Source organism: Acinetobacter sp. 1566109, from assembly GCF_000582255.1.
Taxonomy (GTDB): Bacteria; Pseudomonadota; Gammaproteobacteria; order Pseudomonadales; family Moraxellaceae; genus Acinetobacter; species Acinetobacter nosocomialis.
On sequence record NZ_JEYB01000007.1, the window covers coordinates 41,634 to 65,745 of the forward strand.

Consider the following 24,112-nt stretch of genomic DNA (forward strand, 5'->3'; position numbering starts at 1 on the left):
TTACTGTGCTGTTAAAGAAGCCCATTTAAAAACCCAAGCCGATTTTAAATCTAAACTCTCATCTGAAATTATTTTTTCTCGAATAATTTGTGCAATCGCAAAATCATTAGCGGGGTCTACCATAACCCTTATTCCTTTTGTGGTTGGGCTAGTCACAATCTTATATCCTTTCGCCTGCAATTGTGACTGGATCATATTTGCTTTATTTTGATTAGGTGCCAACGCTACCTGTACCATCCATTTTTTTTCGCCATTTTCTAAAATTTCTTTAGCGACCGCTGCATCAAGCTGTTTTTTATTCTCAAGATTTTTCTTTTCATCTATTTTTTTTAATTGAGTATCTTCAACTTTCTTTTGTGCTACCAGTTCATCTTGAATAGGTTTTCTTTTCTGGACCGTTATTACCTTGGTTTGTGTTTCATTTTTCTTATTTTTTTCCTTAGAAGGTTGTACAAAGTAGGGATATATCATTTGATCATCATATTTATGAAAAACAATAATATCTCCATAGCACTTTTGATCTGCATATGCAGTCACTGGCATTACCCCTAAAAATATTCTAATAAATAAACTTTTAATAAAGCCTTGCATATTATTCACTTACCAAAGTTAAGTATATTTAATGCCGCGTATTAAAGTAGATTTCACGTAATTTGTATATTTTTAAAATTCAAGGTTTTATGTAAAGAATCACATATTTTTAAAACATATTGCGGTGTTTCAAATTATTATCGTATATCCTGCAACCATTTAAGAAATCATATTAAATTACTATGAATTTCAAATAATTAAAAAGCCGACACGAAGTCGGCTTTTTAATATTAAGTTTTATTTAAATGTTTCTAATAATTCTCTTTGAGCATTGTGTAATTTTTCACCCTCAGCAGGCTGCGCACGTACCCAAGTACCATCCCCTTGTAATAACCAAGCTTGCTGGTTATCTTGCAAATAATTAAGGAGACCTTGCTGATAAATACGTTTTTTCAACGCAGGATCTTCAATTGGGAAACATGCTTCAACACGATTAAATAAGTTACGGTCCATCCAGTCAGCACTTGAACAATAAATGCGGGCATCACCATTATTACTAAAGTAATAAACACGTGTATGTTCAAGGAAACGTCCTACAATTGAACGTACCCGAATATTCTCCGATAAATTTGGTAAACCTGGACGTAAGCAACAAATCGAACGAATAATGAGATCTACCTGCACGCCAGCTTGAGAAGCTTCGTATAATTTATTAATGAGTTGAACTTCAGTTAATGCATTTACTTTCACAATAATTTGGGCTTTACGACCAGCCTTTGCATTGGCAATCTCTTCATCAATGAAATTGATGAGCTGAGCATGCAAAGTAAAAGGAGCATGGAGTAACTTTTTCAGTTTTGCCATTTTGCCCATACCAGTCAGCTCTTGGAAAATGCGGTGTACATCTTCACACAAGTCTTTATCGGTCGTCATGAGACCATAATCGGTATAGATACGGGCATTCATAGCATGGTAGTTACCTGTTCCTAAATGAACATAACGTACCAGTTTATTGTTTTCACGGCGTACCACCATAATCATTTTGGCATGTGTTTTATAACCCACAATACCGTAAACAACTACCGCCCCTGCTTCTTGAAGTACATTTGCCACTTCAATATTTGATTCCTCATCAAAACGGGCACGTAATTCAATGACTGCTGTTACTTCTTTTCCATTACGTGCAGCTTCGGCCAAGACTTGAACTATTTCAGAGTCCGCTCCACTGCGGTAAAGCGTTTGTTTAATTGCGAGCACCTGTGGGTCACGTGCTGCTTCACGAAGTAACTGAATAACAGGTGCAAAAGACTCAAATGGATGATGCAGTAAAATATCCTGCTTTTGCATAGCCGAGAAAATACTCTCGGTTTTTTTAAACACTTTCGGTACGACTGGCGTGTGTGAGTCGTAACGTAAATGAGGACGTTTAAAGTTTGAAACCAGACGAGCTAGATTTACAGGGCCATCAACTTTGTATAGTTGTTCTTCGTTTAAGTCGAATTCTTCAAGCAAATATTCATAAATATGTTGTGGACAGTTGTGAGTTACTTCCAAACGAACTGCACGACCAAATCGACGTGAACTTAATTCACCTTTTAAAGCTTTAGCTAAATCTTCAACGTCTTCATTAAGCGCCAAGTCCGCATTACGAGTTACGCGGAATTGATAGCATCCAGTTGCAGTCATGCCAGGGAACAAGTCTGATACGTGTTCATGAATAATTGCGGACAGCATAACATGATGCTCTTTGCCACCCGTTAGTTCGTCTGGTAATCGTACAACACGTGGCAATGAACGCGGCGCTGGTACAACAGCTAAATCAATTTGACGGCCAAACGCATCTTTACCTTCTAAGGTCACAATAAAGTTTAAGCTTTTATTGACTAAGCGTGGAAATGGATGGGCTGGATCTAAGCTAATTGGTGTCAACACAGGTGCGACCTGTTCCTGAAAATACTTTTTCACCCACGCCGATTGAGCTGGTGTTAACTCCCCACGACGCAAGAAGCAAATATCTTCCTCACGAAGTTTAGGTAAAATTTCTTCGTTTAAAATACGATATTGACGTTCAATTGCAGCATGAGCAGTTTCAGAGATTTTTTGTAAGACTTGTCTTGGTGTTAAGCCATCTGGACTTCGACTTTCATTACCTAGAGCATATTGCTCCATGACTCCCGCCACACGAATTTCAAAAAACTCATCTAAATTACGCGAAAAAATCAGTAAGAAATTCATTCGCTCTAATAGAGGATGTAAAGGGTCGACTGCCTGTTCCAATACACGCAAATGAAAGTCAAGAATAGACAACTCACGATTAATATAACGGTCGTTATAACTATATTCTGTTGGGGTCGTTGCTGTAATCGCTGTATTCATGTCTAAATCTATCTCTTTCCAACCAAAATCTCTGCAAAACAGTATGCTGCAAAATTATGTCAATTTTATAAAAATTAAAAAAATAACACATCTTTAAGACAGTGTTATTCAGGAATTGGGGTGCTATTCATATAACGTAAAATTACGCGTTTTCGATATTGTAGTTTACGATCATTGCGGTGATCTTGATAATATTTCGGATCAGGCAATAAGGCTGCTAAAAAAGCTGCTTGTTCGCGTGTTAAGCTTTTAGCACTTTTACCATAATAATATTGAGCAGCTGCTTCAACCCCATATAAATGTTTACCAAATTCAACCGAGTTCATATACACCTCAAGAATTCGGCGTTTTGACCACATGCGCTCCATCATCCACGTTGCTATCGTTTCTTGGCCTTTACGAATAAATGAGCGCTGATTATATAAGAACAAGTTCTTTGCAAGTTGTTGAGACACGGTAGAACCACCTGCGACAACTTCACCTTCTTCATTATTACGCTCTAGAGCAAAACGGATACCATCCCAGTCAAAGCCATGATGATGAATAAATTTTGCATCTTCGCCTGCCAAAATCGCATGTTTGAAATTGTCGCTAATATCATCATAGTCGAGCCATTCATGAACAATCGGCCGAGATGTATCTGACCAATAATCAATTCGCATAAACATGGTGGTATCAACTTCATGTGTACGCCACCAAACCAAACTTGAAAAGATCCAAAGCTGAATAAGGAGAATTGCCCCAATAAAAATTAACAACACGCGAACAATAAAAGCTTTCATGTTCGTCTTGATCTCCTGTATTCAACTTTTTTCATGTTAAGCTGTAAAGCATGTTCATATATAACAAAAGCATAGCATGACTCAAACTCAGCCTCCGCACATTAATCGTAAACTCAATGTACAAGCTTGGTGGCTGACCGCCCTACTGATCTCGATCAATGTAGGTTTGTTCATCTGGCAAATTGTATCTGGGGTGGACATAAGTGACCCAGCTATAAAAGATGCACTTCGCTGGGGAGCAGATTTTACACCACTTACTTTCTCTGGACAGCCAGAACGTTTATTTACCAGCATGTTTTTTCACTTTGGTATTATTCATCTTATGCTCAACATGTGGGCCCTATATATTTTTGGTAATGTCGCTGAAGCTTTATTTGGTCGCTTATATTTTATTGGTCTATATTTACTTGCAGGTTTGTTTGGTAGTCTTTTGAGTAGTTATATCAATATTCAAAATGGACATGAATTACTACAACATTTTGATCAAAGCTTACTTCCTCACGTAAGTGCAGGTGCATCGGGTGCTGTGATGGGATTAGGTGCAGCGTTGACCGTTCTTTCTTTATTTCCACCCTTGCCACATCAAGCCTATATACTTGATAAAAAAGCATTATTAATGATTATGGCCATTAACCTTATATTTGGTCTAGTTGCCACAGGTATTAATAATGCTGCACATGTCGGCGGTATGATTATGGGTGCCTTACTCGCACTCATTTGGTATTTAAGCTACCGCACTCAATTTAAAAGCCTCCTAAAATTCTTAGGGTTAGTGGGAGGACTTTTCATGACTGTCGGTTTCTATATTTACTGTAATCAGCTTAACTCACCATTACTTCCACTTTGGCATGAAGTTTTAATTCAGAATCCAGAAATACTGCCCTAACTTAAATCTGGTTCAACTCTCTTAAACTTTGTAGTGGCGGTAAATTACAAAGATAACCTAGTCTATATCGACCAATAAGAGCACAAAGTAACATCATGGCAAGCGGTAAAATTAACCATATTTCAATATGCCCCTGTAAAGCCATCTTCATTTTATAACTTGCAATTGCACTAATTACCTCGGCAAAACAGCAGGCAACAATGCCTGCTAACAGCCCTAAAAAACCAATTTCTAAACTGAGCATTTGCTTCATTTTATTTTTAGACAAACCAAATGAACGTAACAAAGCCACTTCCCGACGGCGTTCATCCATTAATAGATTTAAACAAGCAATTAAAACGAGTATTCCAGAGAAGCCAACTAAAGCTGCAAGCACAGTCACAATTTTAACCAAGACATTCATTAAGCGCTTTACTTCATCCAAAATACGGTCAACATCAATAAAAACCGTATTTGAAAATTGCTGAATCATATGGATCATTTTAGGTTGATCTTGTTTTGGCACATAAAAACTGCCCAAGTAACTACCAGCATTTTCATCTAAAGTTTTAGGTGAAAATATAAAGAAGAAGTTTGGGCTAAAACTTTCCCATTCAACATTTCTAAAATTCACAACTTTAGCCTGTAAAGTACCGTCGGGCAGGCTAAAAGTAAGCTTATCGCCAAGCTGGATACCTAGACTTTCAGCAGTTTTTGCCTCGACCGAAACTTGCCCTACAGCATTAAAAGTGGCCTGCCCCTTTGTAATGACATTGTCATTTAGTAATGTACTTGACTGAGTTAAATTTAATTCACGTCTTAAAGAATTATTTTGCTTGATCGCATCTTCAGAAAAAGGAATATCATTCTTTGCGAGTAATCGCCCCCGAACATTGGGATATAACGGTGTGCTTTGCCAACCATTTTGTTTTAATTGTTGCTCAAAAGCTTTTAAATCAAATGGAGGCAACCCGTATACAAACTGGTTTGGTGTACCCTCAGGTAACTGCTGTTGCCAGCGTTCTAGTAAATCTGTTCTGAGCACGCTTAACACTGTAATAAGACTTAACCCTAAAGCCAAAGCAGTAATTTGTAAGGCACTTTGCGATGGTGAACGAATATAAAAAGCCAAACGAGTTTTCATCTTTTTTAAACTACGAAGCAAACCCCAAACAACGGTGTACAGCAAAATACAAAGAACGATAATGGCAGCCAAAACTATAATGCTGAGCATTAAGTTTTCACTTAAAACTAAGCTAAAAATAACAAGACTGGTGATGCCTGCAAAAAACATAAAGTATAATGATTTTCGGGATTTTGCCTGTTCGCGAATAACTCGAATAGGTGGCGTATTTAACAATTCCCAAATGCTTGGCAAAATAAACCCAAGTAGCACAATTACACTGGTAAAAATGGCAATTGGTAAGGGACCAAGTAAAAATCCAACTACAGAAAAACTTAATTCCAGTTGTGGAATCAGTTGTAACATGAGCTCAAGTAAACCATAGCCCATCATTATTCCTAATAGACTACCAATCACAATTGAAATTACGCTGACTACGCAAAGTAGCCCAATATAGGCCCATAAAATTTGGAACTTGCTAGCACCAAAGCAACGTATTACAGCAATATGATCTTGGTTTTGCTGAACATAACGTTGGCTTGTTAAAGCAATAGCAATACCACACAATAAAATCGTTAAAATATTGGCAAGTTGCAAAAAGGTATCTAGGTTTTCTAGCGGTCGTAATAATCTGCTATTTGATTCACTAGCATCGCGTAAACGCAACCCTATGGTTTCTTCCTGATCATTTACAGTTTTATGTTGTTGTTTAAATTGCTTGCTAAAGTTTTGTACTTGATTAGGTTGACCAGACATTAACAGTCTATAATCGATTCTACTTCCAGTTTGAATTGCATGGGTTTTAGCAATATCGGCTTGATGAATAATAACTGTGGGCGAAAAACCTGAAAAAACGAGTTCTTGATTTGAATCTCGCACAATTACGCCGCTAAAGCGAAATTGGGCATCTGCAATAGATACCGTATCGCCAAGTTTAACTTTAAGTAAATCAGCTGCTCTTTGACTTAGCCACACTTGACCAGGTTGAATACTCTGTGCTCTAGGCTCAATCTCAAGTTTTCCTCTTAATGGAAACGCAGGTTCTATAGCTTTCACATTGACCATTACAAACTGATCTTGAGTATGTGCCATTGAACTAAACATAGTCACATGAGTCTGCTTTAATCCAATCTGTTCCGCCTTTTTTTGCCATTTAGTGTCTAGAGGTTCGTTATTTGATAGAACCAAATCAGCTGCTAACATTTGCGAGGCTTGTAGGCTAACCGCATTTTTAACTTGGTCATTACTAAACTTAAGAGCCGTGGTCGCACTAATCGCAAGTGAAAGCGCAATGATGAGTAAATATAACCCTCCAGTGCGAAAGCTTTGTAGCAAAAGTGGCTTAAGTAGATTACGCATAGTCTAACTACCCTGTACTGTCTTTAGTCGGCCATCATTTAATTCAACATGACGTTGGCAAAGTCCAGCCAAATTACGGTCATGTGTGACCAAAATAAGCGTTGTACCGAGCTCTTTATTTAAATCAAAAAGTAGTCGTTCAATTTCTTGGGCTGTTTGACCATCTAGGTTTCCAGTAGGTTCATCTGCAAAAATAATTTGTGGTTCTGCAATAAGTGCCCGTGCTATTGCCACACGTTGCTGCTCTCCACCAGATAAGACTTTAGGCGTTTGTTCCGCTTGACGGCTTAAACCTACCCGATGCAACCAATCTAAAGCTTTCTGCTCAGCAATTTTATAATCAAAATCTTTACGTAACCGAAGCGGCAACATCACGTTTTCAAGCGCACTTAACTGCGGTAAAAGTTGGAAAGACTGAAATACAAAGCCAACATGCTGCATTCTGATCTGGGCGCGCTGTTCCTCCGTCAACTCATGAACAGGCTGACCACATAACCATACTTCGCCTTCAGACGGTTGGTCTAAAGTCGCTAAGATACCAAGTAAAGTCGATTTTCCTGAACCAGAACGTCCCGTAATGGCTACCTGCTCCCCTTCATAAATATCTAAATCGATATTTTTTAAAATCGTAAATTGATTTTGGTTAATCTGAATAGTTTGTGTAACTTGATGGGCAGCAATGATAGGTTGTGGCATGATGGGGACAGTCCTATATATTTAGTATTCGGGTCGAAACACAAATGTATAAATCTTATTTGTCTGGTTCTAAAAGTCTCTTGCTCATCGCATTGAGCATGTTGCCTATGTTGGTCTCGGCCAAAACTATTTTAATTTTAGGAGATAGTATTAGTGCCGGTTACGGAATAGACCCTAAACAAGGTTGGGTACAATTACTACAAAAACGTCTAGACCAACAGTATCCCAAACAACATAAAGTGGTCAATGCAAGTATGAGTGGTGAAACCACAAGTGGCGCTTTGGCCAGATTACCTAAGCTTTTACAAACGTATAAACCCGAAGTCGTAGTTATTGAATTAGGTGGGAATGATGGTTTACGAGGTCAACCACCACAAATGATTCAACAAAATCTGTCGCAGCTCGTCCATTTAAGCCAACAACAAAAGGCGCAGGTTATTCTTTTTGGTATGAAGATTCCGCCTAATTATGGCACAGCTTATAGCAAAGCATTTGAAACCAATTATAAAACTGTAAGCCAAAAATATCAGGTGAAACTGCTACCGTTTTTCCTTGATGGCGTCGCTGGACAAAGACAACTAATGCAAAATGACTTGATTCATCCAAATGCCCAAGCGCAGTCAAAATTACTTAATTTAGCTTATCCATACATAAAAGGTGCCCTATAGGCACCTTTTAGTTTTAAATCTTTATAGACTGATTAGAAGTCAAAAAAAGTAACTTCACCAGTTTCTAATGAATACTCAGCACCAACAACAATCAACTCGCCTTTTGCAATCAGGTTTTCTAATACAGCCGAGCCATGACGTAATTGATTGACCGAAGCAAAAACATTTGAACGTACTGCATGACATGAAAGTTTTTTCAAATCATTTTTCATCAGTTTGCATTAAAATTTCAACTGATGGTCGAACACGGTTCACAATCGACATTAAGTTAGATGAAGGCGGATGATCAGGGTTCATCAACGTATCAATAGTCGCTTGAATCGCACCGCAATGACTATGCCCTAATACAACTACAACCGGACAATCATAACGTTCTGCCGCAAACTCAACACTACCAACTTGTGAAGGCGCAACAACATTACCAGCAACACGGATTACGAATAAGTCACCAAGACCTTGATCAAATACCATTTCTGCTGGTACACGAGAATCTGAACAGCCTAATACAATTGCAAACGGATTTTGATCCTTTGCCATTTCAGCGCGTTCATGATGCGATAAGGTTTTTGCAAGGGAAGTATTTCCATTTACAAATCGTTGATTACCTGCTTTCAAACGGTCTAAAACTTCTTGCGCAGTAGGCATTTTATATTTCCATTGTTTTTTCAAGGTTAGAAATCATTTTAATGTGTCAAAATTTGAATGTCACTGACAAAAAATGAATCCTTTTCTAAGAAAATATTTTTAAAGCTTTAATGAGTTTTATAAGAAGGATAACCGCACAATTCCCTACTGTTTAGTGAAAAAATAGACATACTTTAGTTTATAGATTGACTATAATTTTCTTCATTCCAAACGTTTGGCAAATGACTCATTGGCAAAGTTTTTCAATAATTTTTCAAACTCGTTTAAGCTTCAAGGATGAAATGTATGATAAGGCTGTCCGCTCCAATTAAAGCCTCTATGAAAAAAACTGCTACTGCATTGACTCTAGCTTGTAGTTTGTTGTCAGTAACTAGTATTTCTCAAACGCAGGCAGCCGATAATATTGATGTCAGTTTTCAAACAATATTACAGCAAGAACGTAGCTGGGCCGGACTGCAAAGTAAAAAATTAAAAGTAGGTGATATTACTTGGTCATATAGTGAAGGTGGTTCAACCACAAAACCGACCTTGTTACTTATTCATGGTTTAGGTGGCAGCCGCGATAATTGGAATCGCATGGCGCATTACTTAACTACGAATTACCACGTGATTATTCCGGACTTACCAGGTAGTGGCGAAACTATCGTTACGCAAGACTTCGATTATTCGGTTCCGAACCTTGCTGAAAAATTACGCCGCTTTGTTGAAGCTGCAAATTTGAAGGGGCCTATTCATATTGCGGGGCACTCACTTGGCGGCTCAATTGCCCTACTTTATGCGGGACAATATCCATTTGAAACTAAAAGTCTATTTTTAGTTGATAGCGGTGGTATTTTCCGTTCTGCCAACACAATTTATCTCAAAGACCCTACCTATCTAAAACAACTGTTAGTCTCTAAAAAAGGTGACTTTAACTATTTGTTAAAACAAACCATGTTTAATCCTCCGTTTATTCCTAAAGAATTCTTACAAGCTCAAGAAAAATTGATGATTAATCAGGCACCTCAAACACAAAAACTAGTCGACCAACTAATTGCACTCAATAAAGTCTATACTCCAGATTCATTTGCTGTACTTACCAAAACGATCGACGCGCCTACACTTATTTTATGGGGCAAACAAGATAAGATTATTAATGTAGAAGTGGCGAGTGAACTCAAACGACTTTTAAAAAATGCACAACCGCCAGTTATTTTAGAAAATGTAGGTCATATGCCGATTTTGGAAGCTGAACAACTGGTCATTCAACAATACGTACCATTTTTACTTAAAGTAGAATCGAATCAGTCAGTAAAAACGGCAACACCTTAAATAAAACTCCGGACTTGTGAGACCTTATGTCTACCCAACCAATTATTGAAAAACTTATTGAAGCTCATCTAGATTTTTTAGATGAGCAATTTGTTCAGGCTCAGGTGATTCAACAAGAGTTTGAACAGTTTTACCATTGGTTGGGGAGTCGGCAATTACAACACCTTTGGACTTTTGAACAGATTCAACATCTCATTCAAAAGCAGATTTTAGATACCCCCGCTTCTGATTTTCTGATCGAACAAATTGCAGAGCATATTCGCTTCGCCCTGATTCATCCTGCAAATGAGACGGCAACAGTTGAAGATGTTATTCCTGTTTTAACGATTGACCGCATTGCACAGTATGTTGCAAGTAAAGAAGAGCATCGTAAAAAACTGATTAAAACAATTGTAAATAATCCAGCTTTTTCAGCTCTTTTGACTCAGTTGATTCAACAAACAATGCATGATTATTTAGATGAATCAATGTCAAAACGCGTGCCAAGTGTAGGACGCTTCATGAAAATGGGTAAATCAGTATTAGAAACAGTGACCGATTCTAATCTGGACGATACAATTAACCATTATTTGCAAAAGAATATTTTAAAACTTAGCCAAATGAGTGAGCGCGTTTTAAACCAACATTTTGACAATGATAAGCTCTATCATTTTCAGGCAAATGTTTGGCACAAAGTTAAAACTATGCCACTTTCTGTTTTAAAAAATTATGTAGAAGTTCAAGATTTAACAAAAACTGTAGGTCTAGGGCATGAAATCTGGGACCACATTCGTCAAACCGATTATCTAAAACAGCAAGTCCACGATGGTATCTATACTTGGTATGTCCGTAATCAGGAACGTAGTTTTGACTTACTACTCCGTGACCTCAATATTGATGAAAGTTTGGTGAAGCATGAACTCACCGACTTGCTTGTACCCGTATTACAACAACTCGTTACAACAGGACATTTAAGACGCCGTGCCCGTGTGTATTTAGAGAAGTTTTATTATTCTGAAAAAGCTTTAGATATTTTAAATAACAAAGGCGCTTGAAGCGCCTTTGTTACTTTTATTGATTAGAAAGAATATTTTAAAGAAGCGTAATAAGCTCGACCTGGCTCATTATAAGTTTGGCTAATAGAATTACTGTCTCTTAAAATTTGTTTATCAAATAGATTACTTACACCAACGCGTGTACTTATATTGTCTGAAAATTTATAACCGACATTAATTCCAGCAATACTATAGCTTTTTACAGTACTTGGCTTAAGCGCAGAATTCGCACCTCCTGAACCTATACCAGATTCAAGTCTATTTTCTGCAAACTGGCGTGATTTTTGACGACCATATTGAGTAAATACAAAATTTACATCTAACTGATCCGTAATGTCATAATCAAAAATTGAGTTAATCGTATAGTTTGGTACTAAAGATAATGGGTTCCCTGTTTGTTTATCTTTCGAGTCCATCATATAAGTAAAGTTGTTAGTCCAGCGGATATCACCAAAGTCTAACCCTAAGCTTCCCTCAAAACCTTGAATTAGAGCTTTAGGCGTATTTTCCCAACGCAGAATATTCCACTTCGTATTCGTCACAGCTCCTGTATTTGCATTCGTACTTGAACCATCAACTGTTCCGACAACATTTGTACCAGCTACAATTTTATCTTTATAGTCATTACGGAACCAAGTTAAGCTCGCATTCACGATATCTTTTTGAAACTGAATACCGAGCTCTTTGTTTACCGATGTTTCAGGTTTTAAATCGCCATTACCTTGTAACAAACAACGTGAATCAATATTGGCTGGACAACCATTACCATTTGTACTTAATAAATACCCTTCGGCATTTTGATACATATTTGGTGCTTTATAAGCTTTTGCTACCCCACCTTTTAAAGTGAAATAATCGTTAAGTCTTTGGGTAATATTTAAGCTTGGGCTCCAGTTAGAACCAGATTTACTATGGTCATCAAAACGTAAGCCTAATACAACATCTGTGCTGTCTGTAACTTTCAGGTTATCTTCAATATATGCAGAAGCAATACGTGATTCCATTTTACTACGATCACCTTTCACCAATTGATCGCCATAACCTGAACCACTGCTGTCTTTACCTTGATTTGTCGAGATATTATCTTTAAATCTGTCTTCAACCCATTCCGTACCTACAGTTAATACTTGGGGTATATAGTATTCGAAAGGAATATTAGCCTCACCGTTAAAGCGAAGAGTTTCTAAACGTGAGGTGGCTTTATCATCAAGGTTATTAATTTTTCCTTCTACACTCCCCGCTAAACCTTCAGGTAGACGTTTGTTATGCGTTTTATCATATTGAGCAACGAGTTTACTCTTACCCCAAGACCAATCGCCCTCGTGCGTTACCGCATAGCTATCACGATACATGGTATTGGTTTCTTTACCGATGAGCTGCGAAAGAATCGCATCTGCTTCTGCGTTTGCATTTAACTGAGAGTCGCCAGAATAAATATTACCTTGTTTGCTAGAAGAAACATCGAACAAGACAGTTTGTTGGTCTGTTGCCTGCCAAGCTAAACGGCCTGAAATATCTTTATTTTTAACACCTTCACGGCCAGCTGCTGTACTACCAATAGATTTATTAATATCAACATCATCAGCTTCCGTTTTATTGTAATTACCATATAAACGATAAGACAAAACGTCTTTAATTAATGGCCCACTTACATTAAAACCAACACGATTTGATGAACCTTCTTTGGAGTCTTCAGGCTGTGAAGTATAGAACTCTACTGAACCATGAGTTTCATTAGTTACTTTTTTAGTAATGATGTTAACTACACCACCAGCAGCACCTGAGCCATATCGCGCAGCTGCTGGTCCACGTAAAACTTCGATCGACTCGATTGCTTCTGCTGGTACCCAGTTTGAGTCGCCTCGTGTATCACGCTCTCCTTTCCAGCCATAACGGACTGAGTTACGAGAGTTAATTGGTTTACCGTCCACTAAAATAAGTGTGTTTTCAGGCCCCATTCCACGAATATCAATTTGTCTATTATTACCACGCTGCCCTGTTGCACTATTGCCTGTCAGGTTGACACCTGGCATACGACGTACATAGTCAGAAATATCATTACGAACTGGTAGTTTTTCTAAATCATCTTTGGTAATAACCGATACACCAAGCGATTGCTTCACTTGCTCTTCCGCTGTTACAAAAATTGTTTCCAATTTCACAGGTTCAGCAGGCTTTTCTAATGTTTGTTCAGCTTGTTCTTGCTCATTTTGTGCAGCAAAAGCCATAGACATCATACTTGCCAGTACTGAAACAGAAAGCACTGACTGGATAATACGCTTCGACATAAGTATTCCCAATATATTGATTTATTAAACATCTCTCATTTTCTGTTTCGCATTGTAACAAAGATAAATAAAATTACAAATGATATTGATAATAATTATCATTATTTATATTGGGAAATAAAAAAACCTCATTCGAGGCTTTTTTATTTCACTTTTCAAATAATTTAATTATTTGAAATAAGCACCTTCTGCTTGCGTATGGTCTGTTTGGTCAACCACACGTTGTAGTTCAGGAATGTGTTCTCTTAATGTTGTTTCTACACCTTGTTTCAAGGTTACATCAATTGCAGAACAACCTTGGCAACCACCACCGAACTTCAATACAGCAGTTAAGCCATGTTCAGGATCATCTTGCACTTCAACTAAGCTACAGTTACCGCCGTGCCCTGCAAGACCCGGGTTAATTTCCGCTTGAAGTACATAAGTAATACGTTCTTCAATTGATGCATCTGGCCCTACACGCGGCACTTTAGAGTTTGGTGCACGGAAAGTTAACTGACCACCAAAACGATCTTTGTTGTAGTCAATAACAGCGTCTAAAAGATATGGAATAGACGGCGCATCAATGTATGCAGGGAAATCAGGATAGTCCTGTTTATAGTCCGTTGGCACCACTTCTTCTGGTGCACTATATGCCATACAGCACTCTGCACGTGGTGTACCCGGATGTTCAACAAAAATTCGAACGCCAATTCCCGGAGTATTTTGCTTCGCCAATAATTCGTGCAAATACTCTTGTGCAGATGGTGTAATCAAAAGGTTCGGAATTTCTTCTGCAACAGCAGTGTTGGTGTTCTCAGTCGACATAACAATATTCCTCAAGCTGATGCCTTTATATTAACCGAAGATGAGGTGGATTTAAAAAAAATCAACTAAATTTGTCGGATTTATACACAACGGGGTTTCAAGTTGTATTTTTAATGGCATTATTGACCTCAGTATCGATCATTTTTTAAATATTTCTTATGTTGCATTTGCCGTTTAACCATACCATTACCCTTATTATTATTACGGTCATTCTCTCTTTACTTGCTTTTAGCAATCAAAACGTTATGAACCGCCTAATCTTTTGGCCGCCTGCGATGCAACGTGGACAATTTGATCGCTTCATCACACATGGCTTTATTCACGCAGATGGTACTCATTTACTCTTTAATATGATTACCCTGTTTTTCTTTGGCAGCATCATTGAAAGTTTTTATCGCCAATATTTCTACGACATGGGCTTTGTCTTGTTCTATTTGGGCGGGTTAATTTTTGCGATTTTACCAAGCTATCTACAACATAAAAATGATGCAAACTGGGCAAGTCTTGGAGCTTCAGGAGCCGTATCTGCGGTTTTATTTGCCTATATCCTGTTTCAGCCATGGAAACTGATTTTTGTATTTTTTATTCCAGTACCCGCTATTATTTTTGCAGTTTTATATGTTGCTTATAGCATTTGGGCAGGTAAACGTGGCAATACGCATATCAATCATAGTGCCCATTTATGGGGTGCGGCTTACGGAGTAATTGTAACGATTTTGATTGAACCAAGAGTGATTCCACATTTCTTAGATCAACTTACCCGCTTACCGTTTTAAACTTAATATTTTTGAAAAGCCCGATATGGGCTTTTCTTTTTTTCTCATTTATTTATCACGATAAATTCTCAGATATTTTTCTGATTTTCTTTGATCAATTCCTTGTTTTGATTGCAAAAACCATCTGATTAAACTCAAGCACAATTCTTTTAATAATTCAGATGATACAATGAAGTACAAAGCTCTTTTATCTAGTCTTTCAATTGCATTATTTAGCTTATCTTTAGCTGGCTGTAACGATAATGATTCACAAGAAACCACGGTAAGTACTCCAAAGCAGCCCAATATTTTATTTATTATGGCCGATGACTTAGGCTATTCAGATTTAGGAGCATTTGGCGGTGAAATTCATACGCCTAATATTGATAGTTTGGCGCAAGAAGGTCGACTTTTAACGGATTATCATACTGCACCCACTTGTTCCCCTACTCGCTCGCAGCTTATTTCAGGAACTGATCATCACCTAGCAGGCATAGGTGCTATGGCAGAGCTTACACCAGACCATTTAAAAGGCCAACCAGGTTACGAAGGCTATTTAAATGAACGCTCTTTATCAATTGCGCAGGTGCTCAAAGACAATGGTTATCGGACATATATTAGTGGTAAATGGCATTTGGGGCTAACCCCTGAAACCAATGCACATGCCAAAGGTTTTGATCATTCATTTACCTTATTACAAGGTTTAGACCATCACTTTAAACAAGCTCCAAGCGCGTTTAAACGAAATTCAACCTATACCGAAGATGGGCAAATTATTCCAATTTCAGCATTACCTGATGACTTTTTCTCGACCAATTATTTTACCGATAAATTGCTGAGCTATTTAGAGTCAGGTAAAAATAGCGGTAAGCCATTCTTTGCTTATGCTGCCTATACAGCACCTCACTGGCCTATACAGGCTCCAGCAGAATACCGTGACAAATATCGTGGCGTTTACGATGTCGGTTATGACGCCATTAGAAAAGCACGTATAGCACGCCAAAAACAGCTTGGAATTATTCCAGCAAACTTTGAAGCAGCAGAACCAATCGCCACTCAAAATGCACCACAAAAATATGGAAAATGGAAGGAGTTAACAGCTGAGCAGAAAGCACTTGAAGCCCGTAAAATGGAAATCTACGCAGGTATGGTAGAAAATCTTGATGCAAATGTAGGCCGAATTATCCAATACCTAAAACAAAATAATCTTTATGAAAATACTTTAATTTTCTTTGTTTCTGACAATGGTGCAGAAGGTTTCATTCGTGGTGGGTATGGCAGTGAATCTGGTTTTGATAACTCTGTAACAAACGTAGGCACCCTACTTCCTACCACTATATTGGACCACGTTGGGCTGAAGTCAGCGCGGCACCTTTTCATTTATGGAAAGATACAGCTGGCGAAGGTGCAACTACAGCTCCTGCTATTGTGAAATTACCAAATCAGAAAAAAGCTGAAGAAACCAATCATAGCTTCGCATCTGTACTCGATGTTTTTCCAACATTATTAGATTATGCCCATATTCCGGTACCTCAAGGACAATATAAAGGCCGAACCATTAATACACCAAGTGGTTACTCTTGGAAGTCTGTACTTGAAAATAAATCACAAACTATCCGTCCAGCTAATTTCAGCTTTGCCGATGAATTACACGGTAGTAAATATGCTAAACAAGGTGAATGGAAAATTGCACTTCAAGGACGCCCTGAATTAGGATCAGGTTCTTGGGAACTCTATAACATTGCTACTGATCGTGGTGAAAATCATAATGTTGCGCAGCTTTACCCTGCAAAAGTTCAAGAGCTATTAGCGGTTTATCAGAAATATACTGAGCAAAATGGCGTACAGGAATATAACGCCAAATGAAATTAAAACTGCTTTTGAGTACTACACTCAGCCTGTTATTCATCACAGGCTGTAGTAAGTCTGAACATAAAGCTGACCTGAAAACAGTTTTACCAAAGCAAGCCATCTCATCGGCTGCTTTGGGTTCTATCGAACAGTGTAAAAGCTATACAGGGCTTCCTACAAACTGGCTTAAAAATACAACCGCAGGTATGGTATTCATACCAGATGGACAATTGAATTTTGGTTCTGAAAAAGCTTATCCAGATGAACTTAACTTTGGGAAAAAACAACGGGAAGTTAAAGGTTTCTGGATTGATCAAACTGAAGTCACTGTTGCTCAATTCGCCAGTTTTGTGAAGGCAACTGGTTATATTACCGATGCTGAAAAACAAAAACAGGCTGCTGTTTTTACTCCAGATCCACGTCATCCCCAACAATGGTGGCAACTCAAATCAGGATATACATGGAAAACTCCAAATGGCAAAAATGGAGCTCTCCCTCATCCTCATGAGCCTGTAAGATACGTAACGAAAAATGATGCTGAACATTATGCAGTTTGGCTAGGACGTGATTTACCAACAGAATTAGAATGGGAATACGCCGCTAAAGCAAACTCAAAAACTGACACACCTTTACACCAAGCACCTACCGATGAACATCAGCATCCACAAGCAAATTACTGGCAAGGTACATTCCCTTTTGAAAATTTGAATCACGACCATTTTACTGGTGTTGCTCCTGTCGGCTGTTTTAAATCCAACGGCTTTAAGCTATTCGATATGATTGGAAATGTTTGGGAATGGACATCCTCTCCCTATCAAGGTGCGCATGATCAACATATGGGTAATTATTCTGATTTAAGACAAAAAGAAATGAGCAGCACTCAATATGTGATTAAAGGAGGCTCATTTTTGTGTGCTGAAAATTACTGTTCACGTTACCGTAATAGTAGTCGCTACCCACAAGATTTTGATTTAGCCGCTACTCATGTAGGTTTTCGTACAATTTTACGTACGCCTTAATCGCTAAAAAAACTAGTTTAGAGTGTTGATATTTCTTAACCAAAAATAGATCGAAAAACAATCTAATAATTTCTATAGTAAATAGTAAAAGGGAGAATGATAAAAAGAGAGAACAATATGATGAAAAAATTTCTAGTTTGTGCAGCAGCAATTTTCACACTATCACTATCGGCTTGTGCAGTTTATACCCCTGCTGGCAGTGTAGTAGTTGATCCGGATTCGCCTTATCACAATCATCCAGGAGATTTTTGTCCACCAGGTCAGGCCAAGAAAGGTCGTTGTTAAAAGTTTAGATAGACTATAAGCAAATTAATCTGACTATTTAGAAAGATGATTTACAGCTTATGTATAGGGCTTCACCCAAAATTAGATGGGGCGAAACTAGAAAATTATGGTGTAAAAAAATCACCATATCCCCAAGATTTTTAAAAGACAATCTTACGTTGTCTTCCATCTAGTTTCACCCCAATTCTTTCTTATTCCGTTTGACTTTTCTTATCATTTAATAAAAAAGTCTAGTTTTTTACTCATCATCGTATCTTTTTTATTGATACATTTTGAACATTTTATCTTCAGCTTAGATCTGATGAATTCGCTCTATACAAAATAATCATTTATGTAACGTAAGTCTATAAAAATGTTCTAGAAATGTGAAAAAAAATGAAGTTAAAATGAGATCAAATTATCATAAAAATTCACTCAAACTACCTTCATCACAAAAATAATTTAATTTTCATTTTGTCAGTTATTGCCACTCGTTTCTTTTAATTGGCATAGATAATGTATACACCTGTATATTAATACTACCGTCCAAGTGAGATATTTTATGTCCAGCCAGAGTCCAGACGAAGGTCTACAATTTCCGATACACGCTTCAACAAAAAAACAAAGTACTTCTCGCACAGGCCAAGAGATTTTGTCAGAAGCTTTATCTATTGTAGATAATAAAACTGCTCAACAGATTTTGACTGAAAAAAACTGGCGGAAAAACTATCCAAGATACTTTAAATCACTTGTTCAACATGGGCTTTCTAATAACAACAATCCGATTACCATCGCCAAACAGGGCTTACATAAGGCTCATCATCTTTTTGACTATTTCCGCGATGGTAAACACTATCTTTTAAAAGATGCTCTGCACATCCCTACCACTAAGCCTTTAAATACAGTTAAATTTAAAGGTGAAAGTGAAGCTGCACCAGAATGGTATGTTCCATATAAAGGCCAAAAACTTAGCGGGCAAAGCTTACTTGATCAAATTCAAAAATGGGAAAATGCAGGTATTATTGAACCAAGCCATGCCAAGGCTTTACGTGAAGCTGCCGCTCATCCAGAATGGTTTGATTTATGATCGAACCATGGTTCTGTTTGGTGCAGCTTCAGAAGCTGGCCCTTTACCTTGGTTAGCAAAGTGGAAAGCGAATATTGTTGCAATTGATTTACCGAACCCACGAGTTTGGGGGAAAATTTTAAATACAATTCAGCAAGGAAACGCAACGCTGATTGCACCTACAATTGAATCAGTTGACTCAACAGCAAAAGCTTCTGAATTAAGAGATAAATTAGGTGCCAATTTACTGACTCAAATACCAGAAATTGCACAGTGGTTAGTTCAATTTCCTCAAAAATTAGATTTAGCTGCTATTGCTTATCTAGATGGTGAAAAACATGTCCGCGTCTCAATGGCTATGGACAGTATTATGCAATATGTGAGTGAACATAAAGCTGATACAAGCTTAATGTTTATGTGTACTCCAACCGATGTTTACGCAGTACCTAAAGAAGTTGCAGAGGCAGCTCAAGAGAAATTTAAATCTCGTTCACAACTACAAAAAATGGCTGCAAAAGGTGTCTCTACACTATCGCTCAAACGTTTTTTCCAAGCACCTTATCAAGACTTGATTACCAGCGAAAATGGCAAAACTTATGGTATTGCAGACTGCTTGGTAGTTGAACAAGGGCCAAACTACGCATTAGCTAAACGTATTCAACAATGGCGAGCAACACTTGCCCGTCATCAAGGCCAACGCGTGAGTATTAATATTGCTCCATCTACGACAACTCATTCAGTCACAAAAAATCCACTCCTTAAAGCCGCTTTTAACGGTGCGGAACTTTTTGATGTAGAAGCGTTTAGTCCAGAAACCACAAATGCCATTATGGCGGCACTCTGGATCCATGACTTAAGAAATGAATCTTCTGTCGCAAATCCTGAAACTGTGCTTGACCATCCTCTAGAGTTGATGATGGAAGGTGCCAACCATGGCGGTCTATGGCGTGTGGCTTATTTAGCCCGTACAGCCCTTCCTTTTGCTGCAATCTATGGTTTTGCGGCCGAAAAGCTTCCATTTAAGAAATTTTCTAAAAAATAATGAAGTTAAAAGCCCAATTTTAGAATTGGGCTTTTTTATACAATTATTTGTTTTGACTATGCGTTAAATACTTTTGCATTTCGTCAGGTGGAACCATACCTCCACCAGTCGCCCATACTACATGTGTCGCATGCTGTAACTTTACAGCTGACAATTCATGCAAGGCCAAATAATCAGGAGTAGTTTGCACATAATATGGCCCCATCATGCCTGCCGCTGCCGAGGGCTCAACTTGAATATTCTCAGTTTGATTTAAAAGCGCAATCAGCTCATATAAACATTCATCATGAATGGTGTAGTAACCGTCAATTAACTGCTGCATAGCACGGCCGACAAAACCAGAAGCACGGCCAACAGCCAATCCATCTGCAGCAGTAATGTTATCTAAACCAATATCGTTTACTGAAATCTGATCATGCAGCCCTGTATAAACACCTAGTAACATACATGGAGAGTGAGTCGGTTCTGCAAATATACAATGTACATGCTCACCAAAAGCGAGTTTTAACCCAAAACTCACTCCACCAGGGCCACCACCGACACCACATGGCAAATAAACAAATAATGGGTGTTCTGCATCGACTTTAATCTGTTTTTGCTCACACTGTTGTTTTAAGCGTATTCCTGCTACTGCATAACCTAAAAATAGAGTCGTCGAATTCTCATCATCAATAAAAAAACAATTTGGATCTTGTTCTGCTGCTTTACGTCCCTGCTCTACAGCGACACCATAATCAATGGCGTATTCCACAACATTGACACCTAATGAACGCAGTTTATCTTTCTTCCACTGTCTTGCATCGGCAGACATATGCACGGTCACTCTAAAACCGAGCTTCGCGCTCATAATACCGATCGATAAACCAAGATTACCTGTAGAACCTACTGCAATTTGATATTTGGAAAAAAATGCTCGAAATGCATCTTGGTCAAGTTGACTGTAATCATCATCTAACTTGAGAAGCCCTGCCTCAATTGCTAACTTTTCAGCATGAGCCAAGACTTCATAAATTCCACCACGTGCCTTAATTGAACCCGAAATAGGTAAATGACTATCTTTTTTAAGCCAAAGCTTTCCAGTAAGCCTCTGTTGTTTTTCTACAGATAAGGCTTGTTGCATATCTGCAATTTCAACTAGTTCTGATTCAATTTTTCCATGTAGTGCTTGAGTTTCTGGAAATACTTTTGCTAAGTAAGGTGCAAAACGTTCTAGCCTTGCTTCGGCATCTTTTACATCTTGCTCTGTCAGTCCTACTTTCGCGAGAGCTTCTTTTAAAGGATAACGGCTCGGATTAAACCAAAATGTTTCTTGGTAATCTTGTAATGTTTGAATGAGTGGGAATTGTTGTTTGAGTTGATCGAGTTGAACCGTTTTCATCCTATATCCTTTCATCAATTTTTGAGCTAGTCACCTAGCAATAAGTATTTGCAGTAATCATTCATTCTTTACTGAGTTTATTTGAAAAAAGCGATCTTTTTTTTAAATGTGACAATAAAAAAGCCACTAATAATAGTGGCTTTTTAGATTTAAGCAGACAACTTAAATGAACTTTAAGAACAACCAATATAAACCACCTGACAAACAGATGGTCGCAGGTAAAGTAAATATCCAAGCTGACAAAATTGTCTTAATGGTATTAAAGTTTAGACCTGATTTATTTGCAACCATGGTACCCGCAACAGCACTGTTTAAAACATGAGTAGTTGAAACTGGCATACCTAAACCATCTGCTGCTGCAATAGTACTCATTGCAATAAGCTCAGCAGACATACCTTGACCATAAGTCATATGGTTCTTACCAATACGCTCACCTACAGTCACCACAATACGTTTCCAACCAACCATAGTGCCAAGACCAAGCGCTAATGCAACCGCAACTTTCACCCAGTTTGGAATGTACTGTAAGAATGAATCCAAGCTACCGCGATAATCTTTCACAAGCTTTTTCTGTGAATCATCCATTTTTGGTAAAGCATCTGCTTTGTCCAAACGTTTAAACGTGGTTGTGCTTAAATACATATCATTACGAATTTCACTAATCGCAGCTTCAGGAATATCTTTTAAGTCGCTATAGCTAGAAACACGAGCACCTAAATGATCAGTCATACTTGCCAATGCAGGTACAACTTCAGGTGTCTGTTGCTTGGTTTGAATATATTTAGTTAAAACTTCACGCGCTTTTTCATCAGTCAATTCTTGCTGATTATGGTTTAACAAAACAGCAGTTTGAGAAGAAAGCTGGTGGAATGATTGAACCTGTTGTGTATCTAGGTTTTTATTTATTGAATAAGCTAACGGTACTAAACCAACCAAAATGAGCATGATGAGACCCATACCTTTTTGGCCGTCATTTGAACCGTGTGCAAAACTTACACCTGTACAGGTAAAGATTAAAATTGCACGAATGATTGCTGGTGGTGGCTTATTACCTTCAGGTGGCTGGAATAATTCTAATTGGCGTTTGAAAATAGTTTTAACCAACAAGAATAAGATTGCTGCAAAAGCAAAACCAATTAAAGGTGAAAATAATAATGCCTTACCTACTTTAATCACCTGATCCATATCTACACCACTGGTCGTTACGCCAGTCGATGCACTCAATAGATGGTTCATAATACCCACACCCAAGATTGAACCAATCAAGGTGTGAGAGCTAGAAGCTGGGATTCCTAAGAACCAAGTACCAAGGTTCCAAAGAATTGCAGCGATTAACAATGCAAAAACCATTGCAAAGCCAGCACCGCTACCCATGTTCATGATAAGTTCAACAGGAAGCAATGCAATAATGCCATAAGCAACAGCACCACTTGCGACCATTACCCCAAGAAAATTACAAAAACCAGCCCACATGACTGCAACTGGTGCAGGCAATGCATTTGTATAAATGACCGTTGCAACTGCATTAGCAGTATCGTGGAAACCGTTTACAAATTCAAAGCCCAATGCAATGAAAAGTGCAGTAGATAAAAGAATAACCGAATAAAGGCTCAAAGGTGGAACATGCGCTAAATCAGCACTAACCTGAAACCCAATATAAATAAGTGTTGCAACAATAATCGTCAGAAACACCGGCATAAAAAATTTCGGTGTTGGGACGTGTACATTCGTCGATTTTGCTTGCAGGTTTGCCGCAAGTTTTGAATCCGAAACAGGGGGTAGATTAGAATTCATGCAGACGGTAAGAGGATAATAAAATCCTCTGTATTCTTAAATTAAATTATGACAATTATATGACAAAGAGCCGCCTGATGAAGTCAATTTTTTATATTTTGACCTCATTTGATGCACCTTTCCCCGATCATTTTTATTTTATTTTTAAAATACAATAACTTAATTCATTATTTATGAGCTCCTTTTATGCTTATTTTTACAGCAAAAAAATAAATAAAATGACCTATATGTCTATTTTTCATACAGAACAACTGTAATATTTCGGCATATTGAGCATGAAATATTTCAATATCATGATCATTTGATGAATATTTCATGAAAATTCTTTCGTTTTTGTCATAAAACACCCTCTTTTTTATTTTTTTACTTATTGTCTCATGACCTTCGTAGGTCATCATTTGTGCTGCTATTCTGTTACAATAGCGCCGCATTTTTAAATTCATATAAAAGATCGGGGT

At 37.9% G+C, this 24,112-nt stretch carries 16 protein-coding genes and 3 pseudogenes; 9 read left to right on the forward strand and 10 right to left on the reverse strand.

Translation table 11 applies throughout. The features are described 5' to 3' along the window. The 3 genes from J582_RS09120 to mtgA all read right to left on the reverse strand — a co-directional run bounded on the left by J582_RS09120 (window position 1) and on the right by mtgA (window position 3,689). Entirely contained in the window at window positions 1-591 is a 591-nt protein-coding gene (locus tag J582_RS09120; RefSeq protein ID WP_031997335.1) for an SPOR domain-containing protein, read from the reverse strand. 237 nt (window positions 592-828) lie between these two features. Next, on the reverse strand, window positions 829-2,907 hold the full coding sequence (gene ppk1, locus J582_RS09125) for a polyphosphate kinase 1 (RefSeq protein ID WP_004710068.1): 2,079 nt from the start codon (window positions 2,905-2,907) through the stop codon (window positions 829-831). A 104-nt stretch (window positions 2,908-3,011) separates the two neighbouring features. Further along, window positions 3,012-3,689 carry a monofunctional biosynthetic peptidoglycan transglycosylase gene (gene mtgA / locus J582_RS09130; protein ID WP_004710069.1) on the reverse strand — a complete coding sequence of 226 codons (678 nt, stop codon included), beginning with the start codon at window positions 3,687-3,689 and terminating at the stop codon, window positions 3,012-3,014. 76 nt (window positions 3,690-3,765) lie between these two features. Here mtgA and J582_RS09135 point away from each other — a divergent pair, with 76 nt between their 5' ends. Next, window positions 3,766-4,575 (forward strand): rhomboid family intramembrane serine protease, encoded by an 810-nt coding sequence (locus J582_RS09135; protein ID WP_004710072.1) that lies wholly within the window; start codon window positions 3,766-3,768, stop codon window positions 4,573-4,575. Window position 4,576: 1 nt separating this feature from the next. Here the strand turns inward: J582_RS09135 and J582_RS09140 are convergent, their stop codons facing one another. Together J582_RS09140 and J582_RS09145 are read right to left on the reverse strand one after the other, a co-directional pair. After that, complete coding sequence (locus tag J582_RS09140) at window positions 4,577-7,036, reverse strand: ABC transporter permease (RefSeq protein ID WP_032047778.1); 2,460 nt, start codon at window positions 7,034-7,036, stop codon at window positions 4,577-4,579. 3 nt (window positions 7,037-7,039) lie between these two features. Further along, window positions 7,040-7,732 (reverse strand): ABC transporter ATP-binding protein, encoded by a 693-nt coding sequence (locus J582_RS09145; protein ID WP_002054374.1) that lies wholly within the window; start codon window positions 7,730-7,732, stop codon window positions 7,040-7,042. Between the two features lie 44 nt (window positions 7,733-7,776). Between J582_RS09145 and J582_RS09150 the strand changes: the two genes are divergently transcribed. Then, a complete protein-coding gene (locus J582_RS09150) occupies window positions 7,777-8,400 on the forward strand; it encodes an arylesterase (protein ID WP_002054308.1) in 624 nt (207 codons plus the stop codon). A 32-nt stretch (window positions 8,401-8,432) separates the two neighbouring features. On the opposite strand, the pseudogene J582_RS0104500 reads toward J582_RS09150, so the two are convergent. Further along, window positions 8,433-9,045, reverse strand: a pseudogene (locus tag J582_RS0104500) (carbonic anhydrase). A gap of 285 nt (window positions 9,046-9,330) precedes the next feature. Between J582_RS0104500 and J582_RS09155 the strand changes: the two are divergent. Next, the gene (locus J582_RS09155; protein WP_004888237.1) at window positions 9,331-10,356 is read left to right on the forward strand and encodes an alpha/beta fold hydrolase; all 1,026 of its coding nucleotides are present in this window, start codon (window positions 9,331-9,333) and stop codon (window positions 10,354-10,356) included. A 26-nt stretch (window positions 10,357-10,382) separates the two neighbouring features. Continuing rightward, entirely contained in the window at window positions 10,383-11,390 is a 1,008-nt protein-coding gene (locus J582_RS09160) for a hypothetical protein (RefSeq protein WP_031997342.1), read from the forward strand. A 23-nt stretch (window positions 11,391-11,413) separates the two neighbouring features. Here the strand turns inward: J582_RS09160 and J582_RS09165 are convergent, their stop codons facing one another. Together J582_RS09165 and nfuA are read right to left on the reverse strand one after the other, a co-directional pair. Then, the gene (locus J582_RS09165; RefSeq protein WP_032047779.1) at window positions 11,414-13,678 is read right to left on the reverse strand and encodes a TonB-dependent siderophore receptor; all 2,265 of its coding nucleotides are present in this window, start codon (window positions 13,676-13,678) and stop codon (window positions 11,414-11,416) included. A 168-nt stretch (window positions 13,679-13,846) separates the two neighbouring features. Then, entirely contained in the window at window positions 13,847-14,485 is a 639-nt protein-coding gene (gene nfuA, locus J582_RS09170; protein WP_002054458.1) for a Fe-S biogenesis protein NfuA, read from the reverse strand. 158 nt (window positions 14,486-14,643) lie between these two features. Here nfuA and J582_RS09175 point away from each other — a divergent pair, with 158 nt between their 5' ends. The 5 genes and pseudogenes from J582_RS09175 (at window position 14,644) to J582_RS0104510 (ending at window position 20,482) form a co-directional block, all read left to right on the forward strand. Beyond that, window positions 14,644-15,261 (forward strand): rhomboid family intramembrane serine protease, encoded by a 618-nt coding sequence (locus tag J582_RS09175; RefSeq protein ID WP_032047780.1) that lies wholly within the window; start codon window positions 14,644-14,646, stop codon window positions 15,259-15,261. Window positions 15,262-15,430: 169 nt separating this feature from the next. Beyond that, a pseudogene (locus J582_RS0104505) lies at window positions 15,431-17,106 on the forward strand (arylsulfatase). Next, window positions 17,103-18,110, forward strand: a complete 1,008-nt coding sequence (locus tag J582_RS09180; RefSeq protein ID WP_031997351.1) for an SUMF1/EgtB/PvdO family nonheme iron enzyme — start codon at window positions 17,103-17,105, stop codon at window positions 18,108-18,110. Before J582_RS0104505 ends, J582_RS09180 begins: the two are co-directional and overlap by 4 nt. A 120-nt stretch (window positions 18,111-18,230) precedes the next feature. Continuing rightward, window positions 18,231-18,395: a hypothetical protein gene (locus tag J582_RS25845; RefSeq protein ID WP_004710089.1), complete on the forward strand. Its 165-nt coding sequence runs from the start codon at window positions 18,231-18,233 to the stop codon at window positions 18,393-18,395. A 541-nt stretch (window positions 18,396-18,936) separates the two neighbouring features. Next, a pseudogene (locus J582_RS0104510) lies at window positions 18,937-20,482 on the forward strand (hypothetical protein). A gap of 43 nt (window positions 20,483-20,525) precedes the next feature. On the opposite strand, the gene J582_RS09190 reads toward J582_RS0104510, so the two are convergent. Then, the gene (locus J582_RS09190; protein WP_032047781.1) at window positions 20,526-21,860 is read right to left on the reverse strand and encodes a D-serine ammonia-lyase; all 1,335 of its coding nucleotides are present in this window, start codon (window positions 21,858-21,860) and stop codon (window positions 20,526-20,528) included. A 162-nt stretch (window positions 21,861-22,022) separates the two neighbouring features. Next, on the reverse strand, window positions 22,023-23,654 hold the full coding sequence (locus J582_RS09195; protein ID WP_004710095.1) for an inorganic phosphate transporter: 1,632 nt from the start codon (window positions 23,652-23,654) through the stop codon (window positions 22,023-22,025). Between the last annotated feature and the right edge of the window lie 458 nt (window positions 23,655-24,112).

What these genes read in the sequence shown, in the direction of transcription:
- J582_RS09175 (WP_032047780.1), top strand. Translation starts at nt 14,644, where the DNA reads ATGTTGCATTTGCCGTTTAACCATACCATTACCCTTATTATTATTACG.
- J582_RS09135 (WP_004710072.1), top strand. Translation starts at nt 3,766, where the DNA reads ATGACTCAAACTCAGCCTCCGCACATTAATCGTAAACTCAATGTACAA.
- nfuA (WP_002054458.1), bottom strand. Translation starts at nt 14,485, where the DNA reads ATGTCGACTGAGAACACCAACACTGCTGTTGCAGAAGAAATTCCGAAC.
- J582_RS09190 (WP_032047781.1), bottom strand. Translation starts at nt 21,860, where the DNA reads ATGAAAACGGTTCAACTCGATCAACTCAAACAACAATTCCCACTCATT.
- J582_RS09160 (WP_031997342.1), top strand. Translation starts at nt 10,383, where the DNA reads ATGTCTACCCAACCAATTATTGAAAAACTTATTGAAGCTCATCTAGAT.
- J582_RS09195 (WP_004710095.1), bottom strand. Translation starts at nt 23,654, where the DNA reads ATGAATTCTAATCTACCCCCTGTTTCGGATTCAAAACTTGCGGCAAAC.
- J582_RS09155 (WP_004888237.1), top strand. Translation starts at nt 9,331, where the DNA reads ATGATAAGGCTGTCCGCTCCAATTAAAGCCTCTATGAAAAAAACTGCT.
- J582_RS09180 (WP_031997351.1), top strand. Translation starts at nt 17,103, where the DNA reads ATGAAATTAAAACTGCTTTTGAGTACTACACTCAGCCTGTTATTCATC.
- J582_RS09140 (WP_032047778.1), bottom strand. Translation starts at nt 7,036, where the DNA reads ATGCGTAATCTACTTAAGCCACTTTTGCTACAAAGCTTTCGCACTGGA.
- J582_RS25845 (WP_004710089.1), top strand. Translation starts at nt 18,231, where the DNA reads ATGAAAAAATTTCTAGTTTGTGCAGCAGCAATTTTCACACTATCACTA.
- J582_RS09120 (WP_031997335.1), bottom strand. Translation starts at nt 591, where the DNA reads ATGCAAGGCTTTATTAAAAGTTTATTTATTAGAATATTTTTAGGGGTA.
- J582_RS09165 (WP_032047779.1), bottom strand. Translation starts at nt 13,678, where the DNA reads ATGTCGAAGCGTATTATCCAGTCAGTGCTTTCTGTTTCAGTACTGGCA.
- J582_RS09150 (WP_002054308.1), top strand. Translation starts at nt 7,777, where the DNA reads ATGTATAAATCTTATTTGTCTGGTTCTAAAAGTCTCTTGCTCATCGCA.
- J582_RS09145 (WP_002054374.1), bottom strand. Translation starts at nt 7,732, where the DNA reads ATGCCACAACCTATCATTGCTGCCCATCAAGTTACACAAACTATTCAG.
- ppk1 (WP_004710068.1), bottom strand. Translation starts at nt 2,907, where the DNA reads ATGAATACAGCGATTACAGCAACGACCCCAACAGAATATAGTTATAAC.
- mtgA (WP_004710069.1), bottom strand. Translation starts at nt 3,689, where the DNA reads ATGAAAGCTTTTATTGTTCGCGTGTTGTTAATTTTTATTGGGGCAATT.